Origin of the sequence: Fictibacillus sp. 23RED33, from assembly GCF_015903925.1 — a bacterium.
In the GTDB taxonomy this organism is placed as follows: Bacteria; Bacillota; Bacilli; order Bacillales; family Fictibacillaceae; genus Fictibacillus; species Fictibacillus phosphorivorans.
Map to the genome: position 1 here is coordinate 243,902 of NZ_JACZDX010000004.1, position 17,767 is coordinate 261,668.

Sequence of the window (17,767 nt, forward strand, 5' to 3'; positions counted from 1 at the left end):
TTCCGGGGGGCGTGCGGTGAGCCACCTCGGCGCATTGCACCCTTAGGTGTCTCACCTGTCCCGCTGATCCCCCAGGAGTCTCGCACCTTACACTCCAATCAACTAGTCAGAGAAGCATTGTAAACACTTAAAGATAATAACTTCAAAACAGAAATCAACAAAGACTATAAACATAAAAAACAAAATAAAGAAGCGGTACAGGACCGCTCCTTTATTCGTCACTATGAACGCTTACGTGTTTGAATTTCAAGCACATAGTTATTTAATGCTTGCTGGGTCTCCCCGTTCACTTGGTTGTACGCATGCTTCGAATTGGCACGCGGTGAGTGAAAGGGGTCAGAATATTTACCGTTAAATCGCGTTGATGAGAAGTAGTCTTTCTTGTTCAACTGATTCACCCCCCAGAATGAAATTCATAACCGCAAGAGTTACTGATCATCTCGGTGTTGATTGGACAAAAACATTCGTTCCTGCGGATGGTCACGAATGGATCCATCTGGCCGTTTAGAAGAGAATTCTTCTTTTGATCTCGGCTCACCTGAGAAGGAGATCCGATTAGGGAAGTTTTTCGATTTATTGCGCATGTGATTACCTCCTTATTATCGGTTCTCAACTAGTATGAAACGTGAGAGAACCCTTTATGTGACGGGGGTTTCTTTAAAAATTGGTTAAGGAGGGAGAATAATGGAAGAGCGTTTTGACAGATTGGCGAAATTACTGCAAGAAAAGAACCCAGCCCTTACAAATCAAGAAGCAAGGGAATGGGTGGAAGGATTATGGGAAGATTTTGAGTCTACTCGAGCGAAAGCGGGATGGGAGTATGAAGGACAAGAGGTTACTGAGAAAATGGTAACCCAATTGATTACTTCATATGGCCATAAGCTTCATGAGTATTTTTCAAACAATCCTAAATTTCAGCGATTTGTAAAAAAAGACGGGCCTATTCAATAAGCCCGTCTTCTTCCTATTCATTATTGTTGATGAGGTCGAGTGGAGAGAATTCCATCTTCTTTTTTAAGCGGTCTTCAGAATAAACCCAGCCTGTAAAAGAAGTAATGATGTTCAAGTTTTCATCTAACTGTACCATCGCGACAAAAGGATAGTGTCCTTTACTTCTATATCGAAGATCAATAAATTGAACGAGGTGCCCGTGATCGTTTTTCTCGACTTCCCACCTGTGTACAGGAGAAAAGGAAAGAAAGGCAGATATATTTTTATCTTTTTTCGCTGCATCGATCAATTTCGTTTTTGGAACAGCTAGACGATCAAACGTATCCCAAACCGTAACTTTTCCATTTTTCAAACCGGCTACAAAGAATTCATGCTTCGATTTAATGGCAAGATGGTATTGTCCCCAACGAATCGTAGGGCTAGCATAAATCTCTTCAGCTTCTGGAATCTTTTTCAGCACAATCTTATTTACTCGCTGCCTGGACATGATTCGAATGATGTAATAAACGACGAGTATGATATATACCGTTAGGAACGTGTATCCTGGATCAACACCAACATACCAGAGCAACAAACCTCCTATATGCAAGAAAAAGATAAAGGGATCAAAGATACTGATGACACCTAGTGCGATCCATTTCTTTGAAACAGGGTACAGTGCCTGTGTGCCGTAAGCATTAAAGATATCAACGAATACATGAAGGAAAACTGCGATCGCTGTCCATAACAAAAGCTTTCCGTTATCAGCTTCAGGAACAAATAACGAGATAGCCCCAAATAAAAGCAGCGGCCAGATCACAAGAGCAGGCAATGAATGTGTAAGCCCTCTATGATTGCGGATGTATACCGCATTATTTTTAAGTTTAAGTACTGTGTCAAAGTCTGGTGCTTGGGAACCGATTAGTGTCCCAGCAAGAATGGCTTGGGAGGTCACTGGATCATTTGCAATTGCAGGGTCCAGCATCGCTAATCCACCTAACCCGAGCCCCATTACAATATGAGTGCCTGTATCCAAGGCGATCACCTCCTATGTAGGAATGGAGTGAAATAATATGTTAACAGTTTTTATGGAGTATAAAGTAAGTCCGGATTCCATTCAATATTATGAGTCTCAAATGGTTTCTGTGATTCAAGAACTTAAAGCTTTTGGAGCTTCTGATATTCAATGGTATAGGGCAGCAGATCAGCCTTCCCTATATGTTGAATGTTTCCAAGTTAATGATCAAGAATCATATGATACGATTAAAAAAAATCGAACTACACTTCAGCATCCTGTTTTTTCATTACTTAATGAATGTGTAACAGGAGGACTTGAAAAAGTCCATTGCTGGGCGTTTGAAAAGCTTAATACAAAGGAAGATCTGTAAATTGAACACAACAAGTAATAGTATATTTTCCCTCAATGATTCATATGTGAAACAATTTCAAGACCATTTGTTAACTTGGTATAACGAGAACAAACGAACATTGCCTTGGAGAGAAAATCAAGACCCCTATCGTGTTTGGGTCTCTGAGATTATGCTTCAGCAAACAAGAGTAGATACGGTTATTCCTTATTTCGAACGTTTTACTCAACTGTTCCCAACGCTTCAGGACCTCGCTTATGCGGATGAAGAAAAAGTCTTAAAAGCATGGGAGGGTCTAGGTTATTATTCCCGAGTTCGAAACTTACAAACCGCAGTAAGAGAAGTATGCGAATCTTATGGAGGAAAAGTACCGAATACGCCAAAAGAGATCGCTGGATTAAAGGGAGTTGGCCCATATACAGCAGGCGCGGTTCTAAGTATTGCGTACGGTATTCCAGAACCTGCCGTTGATGGTAATGTTATGCGTGTTTTATCACGAATTCTATTGATTGAAGAAGACATCAGTAAACCAAAAACGCGTATACTCTTTGAAAAAGCAGTGAGGGAACTGATCTCACATGAAGATCCGTCTTCTTTTAATCAAGCATTAATGGAGCTAGGAGCATTGATTTGTACACCCAAATCACCAGCTTGCTTATTATGTCCGATGCGAGAATTATGCAAAGGGTTTGAGAGTGGAAGACAAGCTGAACTTCCTGTAAAGTTAGGAAAAACAAAAGTAAGAACAGCTAAGATGACTGCAGGTGTGCTAGTGAATAGTAATGGAAAAATTCTTATTCACAAAAGACCATCAGAAGGCTTGCTTGCTAACATGTGGGAATTTCCGAACACCGAGTATGTGGGGGAGCACAAAGATGCAGAAATAAATGCGTTGGTTGGATATGTACAAGAACAGACGAATTTGGGAGCATCTGTAGAAGATAAAGCAGGATACATTGAGCATGTTTTTTCTCACTTAAAATGGGAAATTCAAATTTGGCAGGGAAAAATCGAAAGTGAAGATAATTTAGAACAGCTGCCGGCAGATTGGAAATGGGTCAGTGTAGACGAGCTTGACACATATCCATTTCCTGTCTCTCATCAAAAAATCATTCGGCTTATAAAGGAGGCATTAATTGTATGAACTTAGATCTTGAAGGAAAAGTTGTGCTTGTTACAGGTGGTTCTAAAGGGATCGGTCAAGGTATTGCTCATGCCTTTTTAGAAGAAGGTGCAAAAGTAGGAATCGTCGGTCGTAACTTGGCTGATCTGGAAGCTACTCAAAAAGATGGGATCGAAATTTTTCAAGGTGATGTAACGAATGCCGATAATCGTGAAGAAGTGATGAATGAGTTCGTTACAAAGTTTGGAACGATTGATGTTTTGGTTAACAATGCAGGTGGAAGCAATGGGTCTTCTGTTATGGAGACAAGCATCGAGCAGTTTGAAGAAGCGATGCATCTGAATTTTCTTTCAGCTGTTGATCTGAGCAAGAAAGCGGCAGCGATAATGAGCGGGAAATCAGACGGTGGAGCTATTATTAATATTTCATCTATTTTTGGCCGAGAATCTGGTGGTAAGCCTACGTACAATGCAAGCAAGGCAGCCATGATTTCCTTCACAAAGTCATTTGGTGACGAGATGATCAAGAAGGGGATTCGAGTAAATGGCGTCGCCCCTGGATCGATCTTGCATGAAACAGGAAATTGGAAAAAAAGATTGGAACAAGATCCAGACAAAATCAATTCGTTTGTAGAAGAACATATTTCTGCTGGCCGATTTGGGACGGTAGAAGAAGTAGCCAACGTTGTAGTGTTTTTAGCTTCCAAAAAGTCATCATGGGTCGTTGGAAGTACGCTGAACGTGGATGGCGGACAGTCTTATAGTAATTTTTAAAGGATATGAAGGAAAAACAAGCCCCTGCAGTGTGCAGGGGCTTGTTTGTTTGTGCTCGTCCAGCAGCTGGTAGGCTTGCTGGACGAGCGATTCCCAGGGTTTATGAGCGATTCCCAGGGTTTATGAGCGATTCCCAGGGTTTATGAGCGATTCCCAGGGTTTATGAGCGATTCCCAGGGTTTATGAGCGATTCCCAGGGTTTATGAGCGATTCCCAGTCAATCAGGATATCAATCGTATTTAACCTCAGTCCCATGCGTCCAATCGGCTTCATCTCGTTTCATTCCGCCTCTTGCTTCAATCTCTTTAATGATCTCGCGGTGCATGCTAGTTCCTTCTTCGTTTAAATAAGGAGCCACCTGCTGCAAAGAGTGGTGAAAATATGCGAGTTCCGCATCCTTCCAATCGGTCTTACTCGTCATACTCAATTCCGTCATATCTCTTCCTACATACATGAGTTGTCCCTCCTTTTATCAAGATTTAGTTATTCATTCATTTATCCCCTATATCTCAATGTTTTAATACTGGAAATATCTAATAAAAAAAGTGCTTATAAAAAAGGACTACACCGGGTAAATTATATTTCGTGGAGGTGAAAAACATGGACAAACAACAAAAACAACAACAACAACAAGCTCGTCAAAAGCAACAAAACGCTCAACAACAACAAGCTGGTCAATCTTACGGGACTGAATTTGCTAGCGAAACTAACGCTCAAGAAGTTCGCCAACAAAACCAACAGTCTCAACAAGGTAAAAACCAACAACAAAAATAACCTCTATCCAGGAATGCTCCCTAATCACTAGGGAGCATTTTTTGGTTCCTCTTCATTTTTTATCTGACATTCACAAGAATTACATACGTTTTCTAAACATGACCGATGGGAATACTAGTGACGAGTGGAATTATTTGAAAAAAGGCGCTTTTATGAAAAAAACAGGGACAAGTACATTTCCAAACTATTCTTAAAACGATATAATAAAGAAGAGAAAAAAAGCGTGTGTTATGAAAGAAAGTAATGATCGGGAATAAAAACATCGAAAAAAATGAAGAACGAGGTTTATTAATGGAGCTGGTGAATTACCGACAATTGGTTAAAGAGGAAGGAGAATTAACAATTCAATAGGTAACATTAGCTTCCGGAACTCGGGCAGAAAGGAGAGAGAGATGAGTTTTCCTGCAACCGGAAGTATAATCAATATCCAAAGCTATAAGCATAACGGTTATCTTCATAGAAACTGGGAAGATACGGTTATTTTGAAAGGGACTCCTAGTCAGGTGATTTGTGGTAACGACCGGATTCTTGTTACTGAATCTGACGGGCGTCAATGGCGCACGAGGGAACCGGCCATTTGCTACTTTAACGCGAAGCAATGGTTTAACGTGATCGGAATGATACGAGAAGACGGGATTTATTACTACTGCAACCTAGGCTCACCATTCATGTGGGACAAGGAAGCATTGAAGTATATTGATTATGATCTTGATATAAAAGTATTTCCAGATGGCACTTATATCTTATTGGATGAAGATGAATATGAGCTGCATAAAAGAATGATGAGGTATCCGAGTCAGCTCGATACGATTATTAAGAAGAACCTTCAAGAATTAATCTTGATGGTCACACAAAAAAAGGGGCCGTTTGAACCTGGATTTGTGGAACAATGGTACGAAAGATATTTAGAATTCCGATAAAAAGGAAAACCTGTTGAAGAGTCAACAGGTTATCCTTTTTTTATCTTTGGTTAACTTGGCGCTTTGCCAAGTTTTCTTTTTATGAAAGAAAGAATGGTGAAATGAAATGGATAGTATTAAACGTTATTTGAAATTTGTAAAACCATACAAGTGGCAAATCTTTTGGACGATTTTAATCGGGTTAGCCAAGTTTGGTATCCCGTTGCTAACACCACTGATTTTAAAATATGTAGTGGATGATATCATTCAAGTCTCATTGCCGGTAGATGAAAAGTTAAACAAACTTTACTGGCTCATGGGCGGAGCTGCACTCATATTTGTTGTGCTTCGACCACCAATCGAATACTGGAGACAATATTATGCACAGTGGGTGGGGACGAAGGTTTTATATGACATTCGTGATAAGATGTTTGATCATATCCAACGCTTGAGTCTGCGTTTTTATTCAAACAATAAATCAGGCGAAATTATTTCAAGAGTCATCCATGACGTTGAGCAAACAAAAACGTTTGTCATTACCGGTCTTATGAATGTATGGCTAGATATGGCGACGATAATTATTGCAGCGGCCATCATGTTCTCTATGGATTTCTGGCTAACGATCGTAGCCTTATCCATGCTTCCGGTTTACGGGTTTTCGGTAAAATTTTTCTATGCCCGACTTCGTCAATTAACGAAAGATCGTTCGCAGGCTCTAGCTGAAGTGCAAGGCCATCTGCATGAACGCGTTCAAGGTATGTCAGTCATCCGCAGTTTTGCACTCGAAGATCACGAGCAGGTTCAGTTTGATAAACGAAACCGCAACTTCTTAGACCGTGCAATGGATCACACAAAATGGAACGCAAAGACATTCTCGGTCGTAAATACTGTAACAGATATCGCGCCGCTTCTTGTTATTGGGTTTGCAGCGTATCAAGGCATTCAAGGAAACATTACAATTGGGGCTTTAGTTGCTTTTGTAGCGTATATGGATCGACTATATAATCCACTTAGACGACTAGTGAATTCATCTACAACACTGACACAATCGATCGCGTCTATGGACCGGATGTTTGAGTTTTTAGATGAGTCCTATGATATTGAAGACTCTCCTCAGGCGAAATCCTTAACATCGGTAAAAGGAAAGCTTGATTTTGAAAATGTATCATTCACTTACAACGAGGAAGAAGCGGATGTGTTACATAATGTTTCCTTATCGGTTGAAGCAGGTGAAACGATTGCTCTTGTGGGAATGAGTGGCGGAGGTAAATCTTCGTTGATCAGCTTGATTCCACGCTTTTATGACGTATCAGAAGGAAGCATCAAGCTCGATGGAACGGATATCCGCGATTTTAAAGTGCGAACACTAAGAGATAATATCGGTATGGTTCTTCAAGATAATATTCTTTTTAGTGAATCTGTTCGCGCGAATATTCTTATGGGTAATCCAGAGGCTTCAGATGAAGACATGATTGCGGCTGCTAAAGCGGCTAATGCACATGAATTCATAATGAGCCTTCCGGAGGGTTATGATACCAAGATCGGGGAACGTGGAGTCAAATTATCTGGCGGTCAGAAGCAGCGAGTGGCTATATCTCGTGTCTTTTTAAAAAATCCACCGCTCCTTATTCTTGATGAAGCAACTTCTGCACTCGACCTTGAGAGTGAACATTTAATTCAAGAAGCTTTAGAAAAACTTGCAAAAGATCGAACAACGTTCATTGTGGCCCACCGACTTTCCACTATAACGCATGCGGATCGAATCATCGTGATCGATCACGGCAGGATCGTAGAAATCGGTAACCATAAGAAATTGATGGAAAAACAAGGCGCCTATTATGACCTATTCATGGTTCAACAACTAAGTTAATTTTAGACGAGACCAGCAGAGATGCTGGTCTTTTTTATAGCTTTTAAACGGGATTGTAGTTTCAAAGGCACATGAAAATCATACGAAAGAACTACAACATAAGACATATTTGTCGACTATTCTGAAAATTAAATATTGTCAAATTGTCAGAGTAGTGTCATAATTCTCAACAGAGAAGTAATATTCTAGGAAATTTGGCAGCTTAGAGAAAGGAGTGAGATCTCATGGGAAATCCAGTTCTAGAAGTGAAGAACTTAAGAACTTCTTTCCTTACAGACGATGGCGCAATCCCTGCTGTGGATGGTGTTGATTTCCACGTCAATCCTGGTGAAGTGCTTGGTATCGTAGGAGAATCGGGCTGCGGTAAAAGTGTGACGTCACTATCCGTAATGGGACTAGTACCTACACCGCCTGGGAAAATTGAAGGAGAGATTCTCTTTAAAGGTGAAAATATTGCTTCAGCACCAGAAAGAAGGATGCGGCAAATTAGAGGCAATGAAATCGGAATGATTTTTCAGGAGCCGATGACAAGCTTGAACCCGGTTATAACAATCGGTGAGCAGCTTATTGAATCACTACGCATACATAGAAAATGGTCCAAAAAAGAAGCGATGGGCAAAGCCGTTGAGATGCTTAAGCTAGTGGGGCTTCCACGGGCAGAAGAGCTTGTAAAAGAATATCCTCATCAATTATCAGGAGGTATGCGTCAGCGTGTCATGATCGCCATGGCCATGATCTGTGACCCTAAACTTCTGATAGCGGACGAGCCTACTACCGCTTTGGATGTTACGATTCAAGCCCAGATTTTAGATCTGATGAAACGACTAAACAAAGAAACAGACACCGCCATCATGATGATTACACATGATCTTGGTGTAGTTGCTGAGATGTGTGAGCGCGTTGTTGTAATGTACGCTGGAAAAGTGGTCGAAGAAGGTGAAGTAAAAACCATCTTCCAAGATCCGAAGCATCCTTATACGGTAGGGTTGATCAAGTCCGTACCAGACATGAGGGAGAAGGTTGGCCGTCTATACTCTATACCAGGAAACGTACCGAAACCCGGTTCTGTCAAAACGGGTTGTTCGTTCGCACCACGTTGTGAGCATGCAGGAACAAGGTGTATAACTGAAACTCCTCATCTTAAAACTCAAGAAGGCAGTCATCAAGTCAGATGCTGGCTTTACGAGGACGGGAAAGGAGTGAATCTGCATGAGTCAGACACAGCCATTAGTTAAAGTTGAAAATTTAAAGATGCACTTTCCGATTAAAGGCGGACTATTGAGCAAGACCGTTGGCGAAGTAAAGGCAGTAGACGGAATCTCTTTTTACATAAAAAAAGGGGAGACACTCGGCCTCGTAGGAGAGAGCGGGTGCGGTAAGTCCACGACAGGACGCATGCTCTTAAGACTTTTAGAACCTACTGAAGGAAAGATCTACTTTGAAGGCGAGGATATTACGAAATTATCCTCGAGTGAGATGAGGAAGAAACGCCGCGAGATGCAGATGGTGTTTCAAGATCCTTTTGCTTCCCTGAACCCGCGTCATACGGTTGAGAAAATTTTAGAAGAGCCACTAATCGTTCATGGTGTAAAAGATAAAGCGGAACGAAAAAGACGAGTAAAAGAACTGCTTGAAGTGGTAGGACTCTCAAGCTGGCACGCAAAGCGATATCCTCACCAATTTTCAGGAGGACAAAGACAGCGTATCGGAATCGCACGAGCACTTGCCGTGAATCCGAAGCTCATTATCGCGGACGAGCCGGTATCTGCACTGGATGTTTCCATTCAATCTCAAGTATTAAACCTTTTACAAGATCTTCAAAAAGAGTTCGATCTTACGTATTTGTTTATCGCGCATGACCTTGGCGTAGTCCGCCATATCAGTGACCGAGTGGGAGTTATGTATTTGGGTCATATCGTAGAGCTTGCTGATAGTGAAAAGCTTTATGATGATCCAAAACATCCATATACACAAGCTCTTTTATCAGCTGTTCCTATACCAGATGTAGAGCATCGAAAGGACCGTGTCATCCTGCAAGGAGATGTTCCGAGTCCATCGAATCCGCCTGCTGGTTGTCCGTTCCATACACGTTGCCCTGCAGCGATGGATCATTGTGGAACCGTAAAGCCTGTTTTAAAAGAAGTTGCTGAAGGCCACTACGCTGCCTGCCACCTTTACGAATAACGGCAGACACGTACATATAAACAAAGGCATAACTAAAATGAGAACTGGGGGAAAGAAGATGAAGAAAAGTTTATTAACTTTATTTGCTTTAATGCTCGCTTTATCTCTTGCGTTGGCAGGGTGTTCATCAGGAGGAGATAGCAGCAGTGGAGGAGACGACGAAAAAGTCGATCCGAACAATGTCATGATCTACGGTCGTGGCGGAGATTCTGTAGCACTTGATCCAGCAGTTGTTACTGACGGTGAATCATTCATCGTAACAGAGCAAATCTATGAGCCACTAGTAAACTACGGAAAAGATAACACAGATATCGTTCCTGGTCTTGCAAAGAAATGGGAGATCTCTGAAGATGGCTTGACGTATACATTCGAGCTTGAAGAAGGTGTTAAGTTCCACGATGGTGAGAAGTTCAACGCTGATGCAGTTGTAAAGAACTTTGACCGCTGGGCACAAAGTAAAGATGGTGAGAAATTCGCATACTACGGATCTATGTTTGGTGGGTTTGAAGGTGACGAAGGCCACGTCATTAAAGATGTAAAAGCAGATGGTGAGAACAAAGTAGTTATTACGTTGAACAAGCCACAAGCTCCATTCTTAAAGAACGTAGCCATGAGCCCGTTCGCAATCGCGAGTCCTAAGTCATTAGACGGCGACAAGCTAAGCAAAGAGCCAGTTGGTACAGGTCCTTTCAAATTCAAGAGCTGGAAGCCAAACGATACGATCGTTCTTGAAAAGAATGCTGACTATTGGGTAAAAGATATGCCGAAACTTGATGGCGTAACGTTTAAAGTAATCAAAGATAACTCTTCTCGTTTGAATGCACTAACAAAAGGCGAAATCGACTTAATGGATGCTCTTAATCCATCTGATATGAAAAAAGTTTCAGACAATGGGAAGCTTCAGTTGTTCGAACGTCCATCTATGAATGTTGGTTACCTAGGATTTAACGTTGAAAAAGCACCATTTGATAAAAAAGAAGTACGTCAGGCGATCAGCCACTTGATCGACAAGCAAGCGATCATCGACAACTTCTATGAAGGAACAGCTGAGCCGGCTAAAAACCCAATGCCTCCTTCAATCGCTGGATACAACGATGAGATTCAAGATCGTGAGTATGACGAAGCAAAAGCAAAAGAACTTTTAGCAAAAGCAGGTATGGAAAAAGGATTCGAAATGGATCTTTGGGCAATGCCTGTAGCACGTCCATATATGCCAAATGGTCAAAAAGTAGCTGAAGCGATTCAAGCGAAACTTGCAAAAGTGAATATTAAAGCGAACATCGTAACATTTGAGTGGGGTACTTACCTTGAGAAAGTTCAAAAAGGTGAAGCACCAATGTTCATGTTAGGTTGGACAGGTGACAATGGAGATGCGGATAACTTCCTTTATACGCTTCTTGATAAAGACACGATCGACTCTAACAACTACTCTCGTTATGCGAACGAAGACGTTCATAAGCTTTTAGTTGAAGCTCAAACAACGGCTGACGAAGCGAAGCGTGAAGAGCTTTACAAACAAGCACAAGTAATCATCCATGAAGATGCTCCATGGGTACCACTTGTTCACTCTAAGCCTCAGTTAGCTGGAGCAAGCAAGATTAAAGGATTCGTTCCACATCCTACAGGTTCTCAATCTTTCGCGGACGTATCTTTCGAATAATGTATGGCGGGGAGTATGGCCTAAAATAGCCTGCTCCTCTTTTTTTGGAAAATGATTCTCTAAAAGGTAGTCTTTCATAACCCCTTTGATACGTTGATTGGAAAGTAAGGTGCGAGACTCCTGGGGGATCAGCGGGACAGGTGAGACTCTTAATAGCGCCTAGCGCTAAAAGGCTCACCGCACGCCCCCCGGAAAGCGAGCATCCTGGAGTGGAAAGCAACGCCTTTCAAGAATCACAACTCGTAACCTAACATACTTGTAATTCTTCTTAAGAAAGAGGTGACCCTATGTTTGCCTATACGATCAGACGGTTAGCAACGCTCGTTCCTGTACTTTTAGGGATGACATTTATCGTGTTCATGATGATTCGCGCTATCCCGGGTAATCCAGCACAATTAATTTTAGGGCAACAGGCCACAAAGGAAGCTGTTGCTGCATTAACTCAGCGACTTGGATTAGACCAACCGTGGTACACGCAATTTATTGATTATTTGACAGGTCTTTTTACAGGAGACCTAGGAGTTTCATTAAAAACGAACGTTCCGATCGCAGAAGAAGTGTGGCCGTATCTAGCAGCTACCATTGAACTTGCTTTAGTTGCGATGGTTATTGCAATCGTGATTGGAGTTAACGCAGGTATCATTTCCGCGTGGTTTCAAAACTCTTGGTTCGATTATACGGCTATGGTTCTTGCGCTAGTTGGTGTTTCTATGCCGATCTTCTGGCTTGGATTGATGGAGCAATATGTTTTCTCTATTCACTTTGATCTTCTACCGACTACAGGAAGAGACAACATTCGTGTCCCGGTTGATCCGATCACGCATCTGTATTTGATCGACACATTGATCCAAGGAAGAATGGATCAGTTTGCTGAGGTAGTCAAACATCTCATCTTGCCAGGAGCTGCACTAGCTACGATACCGATGGCAATTATCGCGCGTATGACTCGCTCAAGCATGCTTGAAGTTATGCGCTCAGACTACATCCGAACGGCTCGTGCTAAAGGGATGAAAATGTTTTGGGTCGTATACAAGCATTCATTGAAAAACGCGTTAATCCCAGTAGTAACGGTTATCGGTCTTCAGACGGGACTGCTATTGGGCGGTGCGATTCTGACTGAGACGATTTTCGGATGGCCGGGCATTGGTACATACATCTATGATGCGATCTCGTATCGTGATTATCCGGTTATCCAATCTGGTATTTTAGTAGTCGCAACGATTTTTGTATTAATCAATCTACTCGTTGATTTGCTGTACGCAGCAATTGACCCGAGAATTAAATTCAAGTAGGAGGGATTAGAATGTCAGAACTCACAAGATCAACACCTCCCGTAGTTCCGCAGCCACAGCATATGCCAGTGGAACCTGTGGAAGACAAAGTAATCTCTCCTTGGAAAGATGCTTGGAGAAGCTTCAAAAAGAATAAGATCGCTCTTGTCGGTCTATCGATCGTATCGCTATTTATCTTGATTGCGATTTTCGCGGACCTGATTGCACCTTACAGCTATAGTGAAGTTGAGCTAAAAGATAAACACATCGCTCCATCTGCTGAACATTGGTTTGGAACGGATGAATTCGGCCGTGATATTTTAAGCCGTGTCATTCATGGTGCTCGCATCTCGCTTTGGGTAGGATTTTTCTCGGTAGCTGGCTCCGTTATCGTAGGTTCCTTGCTTGGCATTATTGCAGGATATTATGGAAGATGGGTCGATGGCATCATTTCCCGTATTTTTGATATTTTACTGGCGTTTCCAAGTATCTTACTTGCTATTGCAGTTGTGTCTGTACTTGGACCTTCTCTAAAAAATGCGTTGATCGCGATCGCGATTATAAACATTCCAACGTTTGGACGCTTGTTGCGCTCAAGGGTGCTTAGTGTAAAAGAAGAGGAATACATTACAGCAGCTCGAGCGGTCGGAATGAGCGACTTCAGGATACTGATTCATCATATCCTCCCGAACAGTCTCGCTCCAATTATCGTTCAAGGAACACTTGCCATCGCAACGGCGATCATTGAAGCAGCAGCTCTTGGATTCTTAGGAATGGGTGCACAGCCACCAACTCCAGAGTGGGGTAAGATGCTCGCGGATTCAAAAGACTTTATCATTCAAGCGCCATGGACCGTATTGTTCCCAGGCTTAGCGATCATGCTCACGGTACTCGGATTCAACCTTATGGGTGACGGCCTGCGTGATGCACTAGATCCACGAATGAAGAGTTAGCGATTAGTTGAATGTGAGGAAGCTTGGCTTAGGCTGAGCTTCTTTTTTATGTGGTTTTTTCTAGGAGGGGGGTTAGGTTGTATTTGCGGGATTTTCTATTCCCTGTAAAAGGAAGGTCTAATAATCGTAAAAGATTATATGCTTGTTTTTTTGATGATAAGTTTAAATAATCACTACATTCACTTGTTGTGATGGTATGAGAAATTAATAGAGCATAATCTTGTAGTGCCGTGATATGAGCTGTTTTAGATGAAGATGAGCAAGTAGGGCAATACCAATTCCCCCAAACATAGCTCATTGAAGAATGATCACATTTTGAGCAGAACACACCTCGGATTAGCTCATTTTTATTTATTTTATATAATTTACAAACATCTGGATCGTAAGAAGAACTTACTTTGGAAAGTATTTTACTTAACTTCTTTATTTCCTTATGTGTATACAATATATTGGGATGCTTTCGAGATAGGTTTGCGTATTTATGTTGTAGGCTCGAGCTTCTAATTACTTTTTCGGAAGCTTCTAGATAAGTTGGAGAAGCTTCAATAATTGATGAAGGGTTAGTAATGACTACAAGGGTTTCAATGGGAAGTGACGTGAATTTATATTGATTTAGTATTTTATATAAATGTAACTTTTGGAGTTCAACTTGTTCTATGGGATTCGGGAACGCTTCTTTTTTACCTTCATAAGTCCGAATAAGTTGGGAAAAACGATCATCAAAGTATAGATGTCCAACTAAATTTTTAATTTCTAGTATTGTAATGAAGCTAGGAGAAAGAATTACGGTGTCCATTTGAAAATAATAATCATCCTGAAGAATACGTATGTTATGTAGGAAATAAACATCTTTAGGTAGATATCGATAGAAAAATTCAAGTGATTTTTCACCTTTATAACCAGTGGTGTGGTTTTTCAATTTCTGTTGAAGTTCAAGCAACTTATTATGTGTTTGGGGCATACGTTTAATTAATTTTGATAATTTGGTTATATAAATAGGAATTTTCCTATGTTTTTTAATAATTACTCCTCCAATATCCCGTTTTTTTGTGTACATTTTCATTTTGAATTTTTTATATGTCCTAATCAAAAGGTAAGATTACTATTTTGAGTGTGGAAATTTACTAATTTGAAATATTTAATACTTAATTTAGAAGAAAACAACTATAATTTGAACAATTAAATGCGTAATTTGACCAAATCTAAGCATATATTGACGAGATTACAATTATAGACATATTTCGATACGGCTGTTTAAGCAAAGTGTCCACACAAACAAACAAACCAACCCTCAAAAAAGGGTTGGCTTCCAATACACATGTTAGTCTTCAAACCGCTGGTCCAACTGCACTTCACTGTCTTCCTGGTGGTAGTTCTTAAAGCTTTCTACCAGTGTGTTCAAGTGTTCCAATTGGTCTGCGTAATCTATGATCAGGGCGAAAACGGGGAATAGTTCGATCCAATCTTCGTTCTCTGGATTTTTGTAATAGCTCATGATGCATTTCATGAGTGCTTTTTTATTGATAGCATCATCCATATCAAGCGTATGCTGTGCACGGATCTTGTCTGTGTACTTCAACAGCATCTGTTCGTGGAAGTTGGTCAAGCCATCAAGTTTTAATTGGATCAGCTCTTGAAGAGGTTCAGGCATGTTGTTCAATTCGTTTTCATGACGGTGAAGACTCTTCAACAGTTCTAGTGCTTTGTTTGTCGTTTGTATCATCTGGCGGTAAAGAACCAGTTTTCGTGTTTTGGTGTACTTATTGCTTCTAAAATACGTACGTTCTTCTTTATACAATAAGTAATATTGATCCATCTTAAAGCGGTTTTCTTTGAGATGAGTCAGATCTTCTTTAATGGCACTATGTTCTGTAGCATGACGGGTAATCATGCGAATCCATTTTATGATTTCGTCCGTGTGATCGGAAATTTTATAATACAGTTTCGTTTCGTATTTAGGCGGCATGAATACCAAGTTAACTAAGAACGCTGATAATACGCCAAGCATGATCAATAAGAAACGGTCGATCGCAAAACCGATAAAGTTTTCCGTATGGCTCTCCATGATCACGATCACGGTAACGATGGATAACGGAATCGTTTTCTCAATCTTCATTTTTAAGTTCGCTGCAATGACAAGTACGACAACGAATCCGATAACAAATGGGTTGTTTCCTAGTAAAATTACAAAGATAATAGCAAAAATGGCACCCACCAAGTTACCTTGAACTTGTTCTAAAATGGTTTGATACGATCTATAGATGGATGGCTGGATCGCAAATGTAGCGGCAATCGCGGCATAGACCGGCTGATCCAATTGAAACAACATCGCTAAGTAGATCGATAAAGAAATGGCTAAACCCGTTTTAATCATTCGGGCTCCTAGTTTCATAACTGCAATAATTCCTTTCTCATAAAAAATGTTAATAATCTCAAACACTATAAACTGTTTCGACCTTTTAATCAAGTAAATATCTGTTAACAAATTGTGAAAAGTAACAGACCTATATACCTTATGAAAAACAAAAACGCTCTATTACAGGTTTTCCCTTAAATCAAAAAAAGAATCCGTACCATGACGGATTCTTTCATATTTCTATAAAACTTATAGGGAGCTGAATGCTCTGCCAGCTGCTTCGATCGTTGCGCGAACGTCTTCTTCGGTGTGCGCTGTTGTTAAGAACATCGCTTCATATTTGGATGGAGCAAGGTTGATCCCTTCATGCAGCATGTGTTTGAAGTATCTTCCGAAAATCTCACCATCTGTTGCTTCTGCTTGTACATAGTTCTCGATCTTTTCATCTGAAAAATAAAGGGTTAAAGCACCTTTCAAGCGGTTGATCGTTACGGAAACACCATGTTTCTCAGCTTGTTCAAGCAAACCTTTTTCAAGAATAGCACCCAAGCGGTCCATTTCCTCGTAAACGCCTTCTTCTTTTAAAACTTCTAAACAAGCGATACCCGCTGAAATCGATGCTGGGTTTCCTGCCATCGTTCCAGCTTGATATGCAGGTCCGAGTGGTGCTACTTTTTCCATGATCTCTTGTTTTCCGCCATATGCGCCGATCGGCAGTCCGCCGCCGATAATCTTTCCGAGCGCTGTCATGTCTGGTTTAACACCAAGAAGATCTTGTGCGCCTCCATACATGAAACGGAAAGCTGTAATCACTTCATCATAGATTACAAGTGCGCCATGTTCATGGGTGATATCGTTAACAGCTTGCAAAAAGCCTTCTTTCGGTTCGACGATCCCGAAGTTTCCAACGATCGGTTCCACTAAAACAGCAGCGATCTGATCTCCCCATTTATCCATCGCCTCACGATAAGCGTCAACATCATTAAATGGAACGGTGATCACTTCTTGCGCGATAGATTTTGGAACACCAGCTGAATCAGGAGTACCTAGAGTCGAAGGACCAGAGCCAGCTGCAACTAAAACTAAATCGGAATGGCCGTGATAGCAGCCAGCGAACTTGATGATCTTATCGCGTCCTGTATAAGCACGAGCGACGCGGATTGTTGTCATGACCGCTTCTGTTCCAGAGTTTACGAAACGAACTTTATCCATCGCAGGCATCGCTTCTTTTAACATCTTCGCGAATTTTACTTCAAGAGAAGTAGGCGTTCCGTAAAGAACACCGTTTTGTGCGGCTGTCACGATTGCCTTTGTGATATGAGGATGAGCATGTCCGGTAATAATAGGACCATAAGCAGCTAGATAATCGATGTACTGATTGCCGTCTTCATCCCAAAAATATGCGCCTTGTGCGCGTTCCATAAATACAGGTGCACCACCGCCAACTGCTTTAAATGATCGGGACGGACTGTTAACACCGCCAACAATATGTAGAAGCGCTTCATCATAGAGAGCTTCAGATTTCGTATGATTCATCTATAAATACCTCCTGTAAACGATACGTCAGTTAAGTTCAATTCATATTGTAGCATGAATAAGCGCGAGGA

19 protein-coding genes are annotated in these 17,767 nt (G+C 41.2%); 12 read left to right on the top strand and 7 right to left on the bottom strand.

The features are described from left to right. Window positions 1-221 precede the first annotated feature (221 nt). Together IHV09_RS15785 and sspK are read right to left on the bottom strand one after the other, a co-directional pair. Window positions 222-398, bottom strand: coding sequence for a YpzG family protein (locus IHV09_RS15785; protein ID WP_370568716.1), 177 nt, complete (start codon window positions 396-398; stop codon window positions 222-224). 30 nt (window positions 399-428) lie between these two features. Continuing rightward, complete coding sequence (sspK, locus tag IHV09_RS15790; protein ID WP_066242730.1) at window positions 429-584, bottom strand: small, acid-soluble spore protein K; 156 nt, start codon at window positions 582-584, stop codon at window positions 429-431. 100 nt (window positions 585-684) lie between these two features. Here sspK and IHV09_RS15795 point away from each other — a divergent pair, with 100 nt between their 5' ends. Continuing rightward, window positions 685-951 (top strand): YfhJ family protein, encoded by a 267-nt coding sequence (locus tag IHV09_RS15795; protein WP_197134041.1) that lies wholly within the window; start codon window positions 685-687, stop codon window positions 949-951. A 13-nt stretch (window positions 952-964) separates the two neighbouring features. Here the strand turns inward: IHV09_RS15795 and IHV09_RS15800 are convergent, their stop codons facing one another. Then, on the bottom strand, window positions 965-1,966 hold the full coding sequence (locus IHV09_RS15800; protein WP_197192118.1) for a metal-dependent hydrolase: 1,002 nt from the start codon (window positions 1,964-1,966) through the stop codon (window positions 965-967). A 37-nt stretch (window positions 1,967-2,003) separates the two neighbouring features. Between IHV09_RS15800 and IHV09_RS15805 the strand changes: the two genes are divergently transcribed. From IHV09_RS15805 to IHV09_RS15815, 3 genes are read left to right on the top strand one after another with little or no spacing between them, the layout of a single operon-like run. Next, window positions 2,004-2,318, top strand: a complete 315-nt coding sequence (locus tag IHV09_RS15805) for a hypothetical protein (protein ID WP_197195939.1) — start codon at window positions 2,004-2,006, stop codon at window positions 2,316-2,318. 1 nt (window position 2,319) lies between these two features. Next, window positions 2,320-3,441 carry an A/G-specific adenine glycosylase gene (gene mutY, locus IHV09_RS15810; RefSeq protein ID WP_197264930.1) on the top strand — a complete coding sequence of 374 codons (1,122 nt, stop codon included), beginning with the start codon at window positions 2,320-2,322 and terminating at the stop codon, window positions 3,439-3,441. Continuing rightward, window positions 3,438-4,193 carry an SDR family NAD(P)-dependent oxidoreductase gene (locus tag IHV09_RS15815; protein ID WP_197264931.1) on the top strand — a complete coding sequence of 252 codons (756 nt, stop codon included), beginning with the start codon at window positions 3,438-3,440 and terminating at the stop codon, window positions 4,191-4,193. Before mutY ends, IHV09_RS15815 begins: the two co-directional genes overlap by 4 nt. A 229-nt stretch (window positions 4,194-4,422) precedes the next feature. Here the strand turns inward: IHV09_RS15815 and IHV09_RS15820 are convergent, their stop codons facing one another. After that, window positions 4,423-4,647 carry a hypothetical protein gene (locus tag IHV09_RS15820; protein ID WP_153238266.1) on the bottom strand — a complete coding sequence of 75 codons (225 nt, stop codon included), beginning with the start codon at window positions 4,645-4,647 and terminating at the stop codon, window positions 4,423-4,425. A gap of 146 nt (window positions 4,648-4,793) precedes the next feature. On the opposite strand from IHV09_RS15820, the gene IHV09_RS15825 reads away from it, so the two are divergent. From IHV09_RS15825 to IHV09_RS15860, 8 genes are all read left to right on the top strand, one after another. Further along, the gene (locus tag IHV09_RS15825; RefSeq protein ID WP_082861254.1) at window positions 4,794-4,967 is read left to right on the top strand and encodes a gamma-type small acid-soluble spore protein; all 174 of its coding nucleotides are present in this window, start codon (window positions 4,794-4,796) and stop codon (window positions 4,965-4,967) included. A 392-nt stretch (window positions 4,968-5,359) separates the two neighbouring features. Continuing rightward, window positions 5,360-5,887 (top strand): nucleoside tri-diphosphate phosphatase, encoded by a 528-nt coding sequence (ntdP, locus tag IHV09_RS15830; RefSeq protein ID WP_066242704.1) that lies wholly within the window; start codon window positions 5,360-5,362, stop codon window positions 5,885-5,887. A gap of 106 nt (window positions 5,888-5,993) precedes the next feature. Continuing rightward, window positions 5,994-7,736, top strand: a complete 1,743-nt coding sequence (locus tag IHV09_RS15835) for an ABC transporter ATP-binding protein (protein ID WP_197264932.1) — start codon at window positions 5,994-5,996, stop codon at window positions 7,734-7,736. Between the two features lie 224 nt (window positions 7,737-7,960). After that, window positions 7,961-8,971: an ABC transporter ATP-binding protein gene (locus tag IHV09_RS15840; protein ID WP_197134059.1), complete on the top strand. Its 1,011-nt coding sequence runs from the start codon at window positions 7,961-7,963 to the stop codon at window positions 8,969-8,971. Beyond that, window positions 8,946-9,920 carry an ABC transporter ATP-binding protein gene (locus IHV09_RS15845; RefSeq protein WP_197134062.1) on the top strand — a complete coding sequence of 325 codons (975 nt, stop codon included), beginning with the start codon at window positions 8,946-8,948 and terminating at the stop codon, window positions 9,918-9,920. Before IHV09_RS15840 ends, IHV09_RS15845 begins: the two co-directional genes overlap by 26 nt. Window positions 9,921-9,978: 58 nt before the next feature. Beyond that, on the top strand, window positions 9,979-11,580 hold the full coding sequence (locus IHV09_RS15850; protein WP_197134065.1) for an ABC transporter substrate-binding protein: 1,602 nt from the start codon (window positions 9,979-9,981) through the stop codon (window positions 11,578-11,580). Between the two features lie 287 nt (window positions 11,581-11,867). Next, complete coding sequence (locus tag IHV09_RS15855; protein WP_197134068.1) at window positions 11,868-12,872, top strand: ABC transporter permease; 1,005 nt, start codon at window positions 11,868-11,870, stop codon at window positions 12,870-12,872. A gap of 11 nt (window positions 12,873-12,883) precedes the next feature. Beyond that, a complete protein-coding gene (locus IHV09_RS15860; RefSeq protein WP_197134071.1) occupies window positions 12,884-13,804 on the top strand; it encodes an ABC transporter permease in 921 nt (306 codons plus the stop codon). 46 nt (window positions 13,805-13,850) lie between these two features. Here the strand turns inward: IHV09_RS15860 and IHV09_RS15865 are convergent, their stop codons facing one another. The 3 genes from IHV09_RS15865 to IHV09_RS15875 form a co-directional block, all read right to left on the bottom strand. Beyond that, entirely contained in the window at window positions 13,851-14,867 is a 1,017-nt protein-coding gene (locus tag IHV09_RS15865; protein ID WP_197264933.1) for a nuclease-related domain-containing protein, read from the bottom strand. A 258-nt stretch (window positions 14,868-15,125) separates the two neighbouring features. Further along, window positions 15,126-16,196 carry an FUSC family protein gene (locus IHV09_RS15870; protein WP_197134076.1) on the bottom strand — a complete coding sequence of 357 codons (1,071 nt, stop codon included), beginning with the start codon at window positions 16,194-16,196 and terminating at the stop codon, window positions 15,126-15,128. Window positions 16,197-16,409: 213 nt separating this feature from the next. After that, entirely contained in the window at window positions 16,410-17,696 is a 1,287-nt protein-coding gene (locus IHV09_RS15875) for a glutamate-1-semialdehyde 2,1-aminomutase (RefSeq protein WP_197192125.1), read from the bottom strand. Between the last annotated feature and the right edge of the window lie 71 nt (window positions 17,697-17,767).

Bases quoted from the DNA above. Each gene is read 5' to 3' on its own strand.
- IHV09_RS15865 (WP_197264933.1), bottom strand. From the start codon at position 14,867: ATGAAAATGTACACAAAAAAACGGGATATTGGAGGAGTAATTATTAAA.
- IHV09_RS15815 (WP_197264931.1), top strand. From the start codon at position 3,438: ATGAACTTAGATCTTGAAGGAAAAGTTGTGCTTGTTACAGGTGGTTCT.
- IHV09_RS15875 (WP_197192125.1), bottom strand. From the start codon at position 17,696: ATGAATCATACGAAATCTGAAGCTCTCTATGATGAAGCGCTTCTACAT.
- IHV09_RS15820 (WP_153238266.1), bottom strand. From the start codon at position 4,647: ATGTATGTAGGAAGAGATATGACGGAATTGAGTATGACGAGTAAGACC.
- IHV09_RS15860 (WP_197134071.1), top strand. From the start codon at position 12,884: ATGTCAGAACTCACAAGATCAACACCTCCCGTAGTTCCGCAGCCACAG.
- IHV09_RS15795 (WP_197134041.1), top strand. From the start codon at position 685: ATGGAAGAGCGTTTTGACAGATTGGCGAAATTACTGCAAGAAAAGAAC.
- IHV09_RS15850 (WP_197134065.1), top strand. From the start codon at position 9,979: ATGAAGAAAAGTTTATTAACTTTATTTGCTTTAATGCTCGCTTTATCT.
- ntdP (WP_066242704.1), top strand. From the start codon at position 5,360: ATGAGTTTTCCTGCAACCGGAAGTATAATCAATATCCAAAGCTATAAG.
- IHV09_RS15855 (WP_197134068.1), top strand. From the start codon at position 11,868: ATGTTTGCCTATACGATCAGACGGTTAGCAACGCTCGTTCCTGTACTT.
- IHV09_RS15870 (WP_197134076.1), bottom strand. From the start codon at position 16,196: ATGAAACTAGGAGCCCGAATGATTAAAACGGGTTTAGCCATTTCTTTA.
- IHV09_RS15845 (WP_197134062.1), top strand. From the start codon at position 8,946: ATGAGTCAGACACAGCCATTAGTTAAAGTTGAAAATTTAAAGATGCAC.
- IHV09_RS15840 (WP_197134059.1), top strand. From the start codon at position 7,961: ATGGGAAATCCAGTTCTAGAAGTGAAGAACTTAAGAACTTCTTTCCTT.
- sspK (WP_066242730.1), bottom strand. From the start codon at position 584: ATGCGCAATAAATCGAAAAACTTCCCTAATCGGATCTCCTTCTCAGGT.
- IHV09_RS15805 (WP_197195939.1), top strand. From the start codon at position 2,004: ATGTTAACAGTTTTTATGGAGTATAAAGTAAGTCCGGATTCCATTCAA.
- IHV09_RS15835 (WP_197264932.1), top strand. From the start codon at position 5,994: ATGGATAGTATTAAACGTTATTTGAAATTTGTAAAACCATACAAGTGG.
- IHV09_RS15825 (WP_082861254.1), top strand. From the start codon at position 4,794: ATGGACAAACAACAAAAACAACAACAACAACAAGCTCGTCAAAAGCAA.